General features: G+C 36.9%; 7 protein-coding genes. All 7 read left to right on the plus strand.

The annotated features are described in order from the left end of the window. Positions 1-229: 229 nt before the first annotated feature. The 7 genes from JGH11_RS18090 (at position 230) to JGH11_RS18120 (ending at position 7,718) form a co-directional block, all read left to right on the plus strand. Entirely contained in the window at positions 230-1,324 is a 1,095-nt protein-coding gene (locus tag JGH11_RS18090; RefSeq protein WP_201114134.1) for an isochorismate synthase, read from the plus strand. A 13-nt stretch (positions 1,325-1,337) separates the two neighbouring features. Beyond that, positions 1,338-3,011, plus strand: a complete 1,674-nt coding sequence (menD, locus tag JGH11_RS18095; protein WP_201114136.1) for a 2-succinyl-5-enolpyruvyl-6-hydroxy-3-cyclohexene-1-carboxylic-acid synthase — start codon at positions 1,338-1,340, stop codon at positions 3,009-3,011. 13 nt (positions 3,012-3,024) lie between these two features. Beyond that, a complete protein-coding gene (locus JGH11_RS18100; protein ID WP_201114138.1) occupies positions 3,025-3,402 on the plus strand; it encodes a hypothetical protein in 378 nt (125 codons plus the stop codon). Between the two features lie 34 nt (positions 3,403-3,436). After that, a complete protein-coding gene (gene menB, locus JGH11_RS18105; RefSeq protein WP_201114139.1) occupies positions 3,437-4,258 on the plus strand; it encodes a 1,4-dihydroxy-2-naphthoyl-CoA synthase in 822 nt (273 codons plus the stop codon). A gap of 56 nt (positions 4,259-4,314) precedes the next feature. After that, positions 4,315-5,370 (plus strand): o-succinylbenzoate synthase, encoded by a 1,056-nt coding sequence (locus JGH11_RS18110; RefSeq protein WP_201114141.1) that lies wholly within the window; start codon positions 4,315-4,317, stop codon positions 5,368-5,370. A 2-nt stretch (positions 5,371-5,372) separates the two neighbouring features. After that, positions 5,373-6,458, plus strand: coding sequence for an AMP-binding protein (locus JGH11_RS18115; protein ID WP_201114143.1), 1,086 nt, complete (start codon positions 5,373-5,375; stop codon positions 6,456-6,458). Positions 6,459-6,566: 108 nt separating this feature from the next. Next, positions 6,567-7,718, plus strand: coding sequence for a glycoside hydrolase family 76 protein (locus JGH11_RS18120; RefSeq protein ID WP_201114145.1), 1,152 nt, complete (start codon positions 6,567-6,569; stop codon positions 7,716-7,718). Positions 7,719-7,854: the final 136 nt, after the last annotated feature.

Raw genomic sequence — 7,854 nt, forward strand, 5'->3', positions numbered from 1 at the left:
GTATATATAAAAGCAGGTTAAAAAGAAATAGTTATGTTGCAATCATTTAATAATAGAAAAAAGCTAATCTGTTTAATTTTCATAATTATGTCGATAGATTTTCTATTGTATATAATATAAGCTTATATCATATGTAAATAACATGTGATAAGATAAAAAAGTTCGATTGTTATGAGGAAAGAGCTTGCTATTTTGTATTTTTGCTGTTTGATATAATTTAAATGATGAAATGGGACTAAATCAAAGCTTCGATTATCGGATTTTTGACTTTTTGATTGATAGAAATATACATTTTGCTCTTTACCGTATGCCTTGGCAACAGGATATACATCTTATATTGCAATTTTCGCAAGGTAAAATGCAACCGAAATCTTTTTCGGATCTGAATTTAGAGAAGGGGTTTGTTGTTGCTCCTTTTCATATATCGGTAGATACTCCTCTTGTGCTTATTCGTCCCGATGTACAACTTGTAGGAGAGGATAAGATTTTTGAATATTTAGAGAATGAAAAAATAGCTCAAATCTCGGATGCTGAAAATGTGGGTAATCAATCTTCTATCAACTCTTTCGAACAATATAAATCTGTTTACAATACTTTTTACTCGGCTTTAGAAGAAAATGTATTTCAAAAAATAGTTCTTTCCCGTACATTTGATGTAGATAGAGAATCTGCTTTTTCGGCAGGAGTCGCATTTCAAAAAACATGTGGAAAATATGCTGCAAATTTTGTCTTTCTATGTAATAGTAAGGAATCGGGAACGTGGATGGGAGTATCACCGGAGCTTCTTGTAGCCGAGGAAGATGATGTATGTAAAACTGTTGCATTAGCAGGAACAAGAAAACTTTCGACAGCAGATTGGGATAATAAGAATGTAAAAGAACAGCAGATTGTTGTTGATTATATGCAACAGCAATTGAACAAATTGGCTACTGATATAACTCAAAGCGGGCCATTTACGGTACAGGCCGGTGAAATTGAACATCTGAAGACCAAGTTTTCATTTAGATTGAAAGGAAATTCAAAAATAGGAAATCTATTGGATATGTTGCATCCCAGCCCTGCGGTATGTGGTTTTCCAAAAGAATCGGCTTTTGAATTTATATTAAAAAATGAATCTTATAACCGTAGATATTACTCAGGTTTTGTAGGTCCATTAGATATAGAGGGCAAGAGTCGGTTGTATGTAAACCTGAGGTGTATGCAAATAGGCAAAGATATACTTCGATTATATGCAGGTGGAGGTATGCTTCCTTCCTCTGAATTGAAATCGGAATGGGAGGAAACAGAAAATAAACTACAAACGATATTGACAGTTATCAGATAAAATATACAATACAATGTTTTCAGTAAAGAAAAATGTATTACAAACAGTTGCATTACTTAAAGAGTATGGAATCAGGCATATTGTTGTATCCCCGGGTTCGCGTAATGCTCCGTTGATGCAGACTTTTTCTCAAGATACCTCTTTCGAATGCCATGTGGTTGTGGATGAGCGCAATGCTGCTTTCTATGCTTTAGGTATTATTCAGTGTACGAGAAAGCCTGTGGTTATTTGCTGTACATCGGGTACCGCATTGTTGAATTATGCGCCTGCCGTAGCGGAAGCCTATTATCAACAGTTACCATTGATCGTTGTTTCTGCTGATCGTTCTGTTGAATGGATCGGGCAGATGGATGGGCAGACCTTACCCCAAGTGGGAGTGTTTGGTGCTTTGGTAAAGAAATCGGTAAATCTTCCCGAAATAAATGTCGATAAGGATATTTGGTTCTGTAATCGTCTGATAAATGAAGCGTTGATAGCTTGTACAGCTGATGCACCCGGACCGGTGCAAATTAATGTACCAATATCTGAACCTTTATTCGATTATTCGGAAAAGGATCTTCCGCAAGTAAGACGTATTAGCTTTACCCAAACGCAAAAAATAGTGGATATTGCGTCTTTTGCCGATAGATGGAGTAAACTTCCTAAGCGGATGATTATAGTGGGGCAGTTGCCTAAGTCACCAAAGATTGTTGATATATTGGAACAGCTGGTAAGACAGACCGATTGCGTAGTCCTTACAGAGCATTTGTCAAACTGTGTTTCTCCTCTCTTTATTTCTAATTTTGATGCCTTGTTATACGCCATTGCAGAAGAAGAAATAATAAATTATACTCCCGATGTGGTTATCACTTTGGGGGGGCATATTGTTTCTAAAAGAATTAAACAGTTCTTAAGAACTAATAAGCCTCAAAATCATTGGCAATTGTCTCAATCGGGAGAAATTGTTGATTTGTATCAGTCGTTGACTGATCTGATAGAAACAGATAATGAAAAGTTTCTGAACGATTTATATTATACAATCAGTGCCGGGCAAGAGAAGCCATATTTCGATTTATGGAAAACTATTTCGAATAAGTTAACAGAGCCATCATCGGATACCTTGTTTTCCGATATTTTGGCTACAGGAAACTTCTTGAAAGTATTGCCTCAAAATGCAGTTTTGCATCTGGCTAATAGTTCGATCGTACGTAATGCGCAACTATATTCATTAGATAAATCGGTTGAGGTGTATTGCAACCGGGGAACAAACGGAATAGAAAGTTCTTTACCAAGCGCAGTGGGATTTGCGTCTGTATATGAAGGTATAACTTATCTTATAATAGGTGATTTAAGTTTCTTCTATGGACTAAATTCATTGTGGAATATTGAGCATATAAAGAATCTTCGCATATTACTTATCAATAATGGTGGAGGTGGTATTTTTTACTTACTGCCGGGACTGAACAATGCTCCTTCATTGAAAAAATACGTTGCTGCAACCCACCATACCGAAGCTAAGGATTGGGCACAGGCAGCAGGATTAGATTACTTATCTGCCACAAACACAGAAGAGTTAAACAAAAGCCTGAAAGCTTTAATAGATGAAACTACTGATAGATCTATGGTATTAGAGGTAGTTACCGATATGGAGGTGAGTAAAGAGGCATTTAGAGAATATTATCATCAATTAAAATATCCCTTAACCTAACAAAAAAAAGAAAATGAAAAAGTATTTTGTGTGCTTGGCTCTTTTACTCCTCTCGGTTTCGTGTGCTACCTACAATTCGTATACAGTAGTCGTAGACTATTCGAAATATGCGATGGAAGGCTTCTTTATTACAGAAAGTAATTCCGTTAGTTTTGAATACATGCCTGTGGGTAGTGTAATAACCAGCGTTACAGGTTATATAAAGACTCCTAAAGGAAACCGAAAAGTAACGGCAGAAGATGCATTGTATAATTTTACAGAAGAATGTAAAGCAATGAGAGCTAATGCAGCTATTAATGTTAAAATACTAGTGGAAACTAATAAAGGAGCAATCGAAGGCTATAGGATTACAGGGATGGCTATAAAAGTACCGGGTGTACCTCTTAAATAATATAGATCGAAGAAAATTATTAAAAATATAAAATATGGCAACAAGAGAATGGCAAACCATAAAGGAATATGACGAAATCCTTTTCGATTATTTCGAAGGTATCGGACGTATAACAATCAATCGTCCACGTTATCGTAATGCGTTTACACCTACTACTACTATGGAGATTAGCGATGCGTTGCGTATCTGCCACGAAAATCAGGATATTTACGTCGTTGTACTTACAGGTGCCGGAGATAAAGCTTTCTGTGCAGGCGGCGATCAGAATGTAAAAGGTAAAGGTGGATATATAGGTAAAGATGGTGTACCTCGTTTGCAAGTATTGGAAGTGCAAAAACAAATACGCTCATTGCCTAAGCCTGTTATTGCTATGGTAAATGGTTATGCAATCGGTGGCGGTCATGTATTGCAAGTGGTTTGTGATCTTTCTATAGCATCGGAGAATGCTATTTTTGGACAAACAGGACCTCGTGTAGGAAGCTTCGATGCCGGATTCGGTTCATCATATCTTGCACGTATAGTCGGACAGAAAAAAGCCCGCGAAATATGGTTCCTTTGTCGTCAGTATTCTGCAAAAGAGGCTTTAGATATGGGACTTGTAAATACAGTTGTACCTTTCGATCAATTGGAAGACGAGACTGTGAAATGGGCGCACGAAATGATGCAACATAGTCCGATGGCTCTTCGTATGATAAAAATGGGATTAAATGCCGAACTGGACGGGCAGGCAGGTATTCAGGAGCTAGCCGGAAATGCTACATTGCTATATTATCTGACCGATGAGGCTCAGGAAGGTAAGCATGCGTTCCTTGAAAAACGTAAACCGGATTTTAAGAAATTTCCTAAATTTCCGTGATTTGTGAAAAAATAGTGTGGGGGCAAATAATTATTTGCCCCTTATAGCATTAATTTATGAAACTAAAAACTAAAATAATCCCTTATACTCTCCAATTTAAGCGTCCTGCAGGAACTTCGCGAGGTGTGTATCACGATCATAAAATATGGTATGTGGTAATATCGTCTGTTTCAGATTCCGAACGGTGGGGAGTAGGAGAGTGTGCTCCGTTATTTGATTTAAGTTGTGACTATGATGAGAATTACGAGCATACATTAAATCAATTTTGTGAAAAACTCGAACAGAGTGGCCAGTTGGATATGGAAGCCTTACGTCCTTATCCTTCTATTCTATTCGGTTTGGAAACAGCTTTGCGTCACCTCGAAAAAGGTAATTATCAATTATGGAATACTCCTTTTTCTGAAGGAGTGGCGGGTATACCTATCAATGGTCTTATCTGGATGGGCAACTATGATTATATGTTCGAACAGATTGAGACTAAGATGCAACAAGGCTTTCGTTGTATAAAACTGAAAATAGGAGCAATAAATTTTGAGGAAGAACTAAAATTACTTCGTCTTATTCGCCAACACTATAGTGCAGATCAGATTACACTGCGTGTAGATGCCAATGGCGCATTTTCGCAGAATGATGCTTTTGAAAAATTAGAACGTCTCTCTGAATTGGATTTGCATTCGATCGAACAGCCGATTCGAGCAGGACAATGGGCTGATATGGCAAAATTAGCAGAGACAACACCTTTACCAATAGCACTCGATGAGGAACTTATAGGTATTAATCAGCCTGATGAAAAGAAACTACTTTTGGAAACGATTCGTCCTCAATATATCATCCTCAAACCTACTTTACATGGTGGAATAAGTGGTGCCACAGAGTGGATAGAATTGGCCGAATCATTGAATGTCGGCTGGTGGATAACATCTGCATTGGAATCGAATGTCGGACTAAATGCGATAGCACAATGGTGCTCTACTTTTGATAATCCTCTTGCTCAGGGTTTAGGTACAGGGGCATTATATACTAATAATGTGGAAATGCCATTGACAATACAAAAAGACTGTCTATGGTATAATCCTCAGGGTAAGACCTTTTCTCTAAATGATCTAATTTAAATATGTATCAACTCTATATAAAAAGGCAGACTATAACTATCGAAGGAGGAATTTATACACCTGAAATATTCAGAAGTAAGGGAACTCCTGCTTTTGCCTTCAGATCAGATTTTCATTATAGCTTATATCTATTCTTAAAAGACTGGTTTTCACGTTCTCCTTTTCTGAAGGTACAAACATCGGGTTCGACAGGGATACCTAAAGAAATATTAGTTGAAAAAGAACGGATGATGCGAAGTGCGGAGCTTACTTGTTCTTTCCTGAGTTTGAAAGAAGGAGATAAGGCTTTACTGTGTATGTCTCTAGATTATATCGCCGGCAAAATGATGGTGGTGAGGGCTTTAATTGCAGGCTTAGATTTATATCCTGTGGCACCATCGGGTAATCCGCTGAGGGAAATTACCGTGGCATTTGATTTTGCAGCTATGATCCCTATGCAGGTTTATAATAGTCTACAGTCTGAAATAGAGAGAGAACAATTGGCAAAAATTAAAAATCTGATTATCGGAGGGGGGGCGATTGATCCAAAACTTCAAAAAAATATAGAATCTTTTCCTAATAAAATATATTCTACATATGGCATGACCGAAACTCTTTCGCATATTGCCTTGCGAAAACTGAATGGGAATGATGCTTCAGATTCATACATCCCTTTTTCTTCGGTTACTCTGTCATTGTCAGAAGATAATACCTTGGTAATAGATGCGCCTTTGGTTGCCAGTGAACGGCTTTATACAAATGATATAGCGGAGATAGGAGCAGACGGGAATTTTCGGATCATAGGGCGCAAGGATAATATAATTAATAGCGGAGGCATAAAAATACAAATTGAGAAAATAGAAGAATTGATACAACCCTTGTTAAGTTGTAACTTTGCCGTCACATCTTATCCCGATCCTAAGTTTGGCGAAATAGTTGTATTAGTTGTCGAACATGAGATTGATAGCAATATATTAAATGATATTCAGCCCGCATATTACATACCAAAGAAGATTGTAAAAATTGATTCTATACCATTGACCGAGACAGGGAAAATAAGTCGGATGGTATTGAAAAAAATGATATTTGAAAAAATATCTGATAATTAAGATTTATTGAAGGAAGGTATTCCTTATATTATAAATGCCCGTTCTTTTCTTTTATATGTCTATAATTTAACGATTGACACAATTATTTAAAAAGTAAAAATTAAAACCATGACAAAAAAAATCTTTCCTTTCGTATTAATAGTATTATTACTTATTGGTTGTTCAACAGCAGATACACTTAAAAAGAATAGCTTATCTCATAAATTTACGAAAGAAGACGCAAATAAGGCGTTAGATGCTTTTAATGATGCGTTTTTAGATCCGGTAAGTAAAATCTATAAAGCCAATTCAGACGAATCAAAAAAAGGCGTGGCTGCTATTTGGACACAAGCTATATACTGGGATATGGCGATGAATGCATATAAACGTACAGGCGAATCCAAGTATAAAACCTTGATGGAGGATATATACGAAGGAAATTACAACCATTACGATAAATTTAATTGGGATAATGGTAAAGTCTGGTTCATATACGATGATATTATGTGGTGGACAATTTCGTTTGCCCGTGCTTATGAGTTGACTAAGGAAAAGAAATATCTTACATATTCCGAAACTTCCTTTAAACGAGTTTGGGAAGGCTCTCCAATAGTAGGTGATCCGGGATCATACGATCCTAAAAACGGAGGCATGTATTGGCAATGGATACAAAGTAATCCCCCTGTAAGGCCTGAAAATGACGGAAAAATGGCTTGTATAAACTATCCGACCGTTGTGGCTGCTATGACATTGTACAATGTAACTAAGAATGAAGACTATCTGAACAAAGCCAAAGAAATATACGGCTGGGCACGAACCAATCTTTTTGATAAGAATACTGGTAAAGTAGCTGATTCTAAACATGGGACAGGTACACCTAACTGGAAAACCCATTTGTATAATCAAGGTACATGTATCGGTGCTGCCGTTCTTTTATATAAGCAGACTGATGATAAAACATATCTTGAAGATGCTATTGCGGCAATGGATTATGTAAAGAATACAATGAGTGATGCGAAAGGTGCATTGCCTGTCGAAAACGGAATAGAACAAGGAATTTATGCAGCTATATTTGCACAGTATGCTGCCAGTTTGATAAAAGAATGTAATCAGCCGCAGTATCTCGATTGGTTATACTATAACATAAATGAGGCTTGGGCTCGTAAAGATTCGAGAAATCTTACATATAAAGATATTAATATAGATTGCCCCGCCGGTAATATAGAAGTCTATGATGCTAGTGGATGCCCAGCATTGATGCAGGTTATACCGATCAGGTAATTAAGACCACTACTGCTATTTGCTGGAAGATCGTAAACTTTGCAGATAGAGCTTTATTAACCGCTATTACCAAGCTCAAACAAATCGCATGAATTACTAAAGCTTTTGCACTGGCTTATTTGTCAGTGTAGTAAGC

It is taken from the genome of Dysgonomonas sp. Marseille-P4677 (assembly GCF_016652235.1).
Classification (GTDB): Bacteria; Bacteroidota; Bacteroidia; order Bacteroidales; family Dysgonomonadaceae; genus Dysgonomonas.

Bases quoted from the DNA above. Each gene is read 5' to 3' on its own strand.
- JGH11_RS18100 (WP_201114138.1), top strand. From the start codon at position 3,025: ATGAAAAAGTATTTTGTGTGCTTGGCTCTTTTACTCCTCTCGGTTTCG.
- JGH11_RS18120 (WP_201114145.1), top strand. From the start codon at position 6,567: ATGACAAAAAAAATCTTTCCTTTCGTATTAATAGTATTATTACTTATT.
- JGH11_RS18115 (WP_201114143.1), top strand. From the start codon at position 5,373: ATGTATCAACTCTATATAAAAAGGCAGACTATAACTATCGAAGGAGGA.
- JGH11_RS18110 (WP_201114141.1), top strand. From the start codon at position 4,315: ATGAAACTAAAAACTAAAATAATCCCTTATACTCTCCAATTTAAGCGT.
- menB (WP_201114139.1), top strand. From the start codon at position 3,437: ATGGCAACAAGAGAATGGCAAACCATAAAGGAATATGACGAAATCCTT.
- JGH11_RS18090 (WP_201114134.1), top strand. From the start codon at position 230: ATGGGACTAAATCAAAGCTTCGATTATCGGATTTTTGACTTTTTGATT.
- menD (WP_201114136.1), top strand. From the start codon at position 1,338: ATGTTTTCAGTAAAGAAAAATGTATTACAAACAGTTGCATTACTTAAA.